General features: G+C 76.4%; 3 protein-coding genes. 1 reads left to right on the forward strand and 2 read right to left on the reverse strand.

Annotation, left to right across the window (positions count from 1 at the left end):
- Nucleotides 1–110: 110 nt before the first annotated feature.
- Complete coding sequence (locus tag HGA02_RS16645) at nt 111–830, reverse strand: alpha/beta fold hydrolase (protein ID WP_168680243.1); 720 nt, start codon at nt 828–830, stop codon at nt 111–113.
- A gap of 10 nt (nt 831–840) precedes the next feature.
- Nucleotides 841–1,566, reverse strand: a complete 726-nt coding sequence (locus HGA02_RS16650) for a hypothetical protein (protein WP_168680245.1) — start codon at nt 1,564–1,566, stop codon at nt 841–843.
- A gap of 281 nt (nt 1,567–1,847) precedes the next feature.
- Between HGA02_RS16650 and HGA02_RS16655 the strand changes: the two genes are divergently transcribed.
- On the forward strand, nt 1,848–2,364 hold a 517-nt coding region (locus HGA02_RS16655), incomplete at its 3' end, for a hypothetical protein (protein WP_210728713.1).

Raw genomic sequence — 2,364 nt, forward strand, 5'->3', positions numbered from 1 at the left:
GTCGCCCGCCTCACCGCGGCTCGTCGCTGAGTCGGTGCGCCGGGACCGAGGCTGACCTCGCGGGCGGGGGGGCGCGTGCCTCGCCGTGCCCGGGCCGGTGCCGCGAGGCGCTACCCCGGCGTCTGCGACCGTCCGTCCAGGAGGTCGAGGGCAGCAACGCTCACCGCGGCGGGGTCGCGCCAGAGGACGAAGTGGTCGCAGTCGAGCAGCCGGACGTCGGCCACCCGGTCCGCCGCGAGGCGCTGCTCGGCCTCGGGCGTCAGGACGTCCTGCCGCCCGAGGAGCACGGTCGTCGGCGTGCCGACCCAGGCGGCGTCGACGACCTGCCGTTCGGTCTCGACGCGCAGGCTCGCCGGCCGGCGCGGGTGGTGGGCCAGGTGCTCTCGGACGTCGGGCGGGAAGGTCGCCCCCGCCTCCTCCTCGCGCCACCACCGGTCGTCGAGCACGAACGTCCCGTCCTCCCCGACGGTGACGTGCGGGTTGTCGCGGAACCAGAGGGTGTCCCGGGCGGCGGCGTCCGGGACGCGCGGCACGGCGGCGACGTAGACCAGACCGACCACCCCGGTAGCGCCCACCGCGGCGAGGCCCACCACGTCGCCGCCGTAGGACCAGCCCACGAGCACGGTGGGCGGCCGGCACGCCTGGACCGTCCGGCGCACCTCGGCCGCGTCGGCCGCCAGGCCCGCGTCCGACCGGTGCGAGGGCAGGTCGGGCGCGACGACGTCGACCCCCGCCTCGTCGAGCAGCGCACGCACCCAGCGCCAGTCGTCAGGGTTGCCCCACGTGCCGTGCACCAGGACGACGCTGCCGCGCGCCCGCGTCGGGTCCACGTCCGCCCGTTCAGTGCCGGTGCCCCCGCGGCACCGTGAGGACGTAGGTGACGTCGACCGAGAAGCTGCCGACCGGGGGAGCGGCGTCGACCGCCCCCTGGATGCGCACGGTGTGCGTCCCCGGCCGGAGCGGTCGCAGCGTCACGTAGTACCCGGCGTCGACCGTCGGGAAGACGACCGTCCCGGCGGGCGCGCCGAAGACGTTGCCGTCCGGCAGCGTCACCGAGAAGACCACCGAGTCCTCGTACCGGATCCGCGACGCCGGCAGCACGGTGCCGTCGACCGTCACGCGCAGGTCGTGCGCACCCGCGCGCAGTCCGGCGACCTGCTGCCGCACGAACGCCACCGTGCTCTGCTCGGGCGGGTCGCCCGGTGTCGCGCCGTAGAACGCGTTGACCACGGGGAAGACGAGCGTCGTGCCCGTGGGGACCGTGCACGTCCGGGTGATCGGGCCACCGGTGTACCCCGCGAGGAACCACGTGCGGCCGCGCTGCCCGACGTCGCAGAACTCGCCGGTGGTGTCGAACAGGGGGTTGGTCGCGGCCGGCTGGGTGAGACCCCACTGCCAGAACCGGGCCCCGGTCGTCCCGTACCACGCGCGGTGGCCGTGGTGGCCGCCGTCGGTCGCGGTGGCCGTCGCCGCGCCGGCGGGGACCACGAGCGCGAGCAGGACGAGCGCGAGGACCACGCGCAGCCGCCGGCGCGGACCGGGACCGTGCAGTCGTGTCGTGCGCATGCGGAGCACCTCCGAGGGTCGCGTCGTCGGGACCGTCGCCTGATGCCAGGTTTCTCGCGGCCCGAGAGGTCGTCAAGGGGGCCGAGAGGACGTGCAGGGGACGCGCTGATGAGCGGTCCGAGGAGGCGGACGCCGCGGGCGTGCCCTCACCGCATCGCGCGACGCGCCCTGATTGTCACGGTCCGGCGCGCGCTCGTACTGTCGGCTCCATGGACGGCGGAGCGCCGGCACGGCCTCCAGCACCCGGGCGGCGACTGCGCGCGGGCGCGTCGCTCCTGGGCGTGGCGACGCTGCTCGTGGCCTGCGCGACGCCCCTCGGGCCCGTGACGTCGCGTCCCACCGGTGCGGCTCGCGTCGACGGGACACCGTTCGCCGGCCTCTCCGCGTGCGGCAGCCAGCCGTTCGTCGCCGTCGTCCGCGGCTTCACGGCCGCGGGCGAGGTGGTCGAGGGGCCCGGGTCGTCGCCGTCGTCCGACATCCTGGGGGTCGGACCGGACGGCTCGGTGACGCCCGTGACGAACGACCTCGGCTCCTACGCGTTCGGCCTCACCGACGACGCCGCGACCGTCTACGCATCGCCGACGCCCGACGTCGCACCGGCCGCGCGTGCCACCCCCGCCGACGACGTGCTGGCGATCGACGTCGCCACGGGACGGCGGACGCCCGTGCTGCAGGCGACGGAGGTGGGCGAGGTCGCACCCGCCCCGGACGGGTCCACGCTCGCCCTCACGCTGCCCCCGGACGACGTGCCGCCGGACGCCGGGACGTCGAGCCCTGCCCTCGTGGACCTGCCCGCGG

The sequence above is a fragment of the Cellulomonas septica genome, from assembly GCF_012396155.1.
Classification (GTDB): Bacteria; Actinomycetota; Actinomycetes; order Actinomycetales; family Cellulomonadaceae; genus Cellulomonas; species Cellulomonas septica.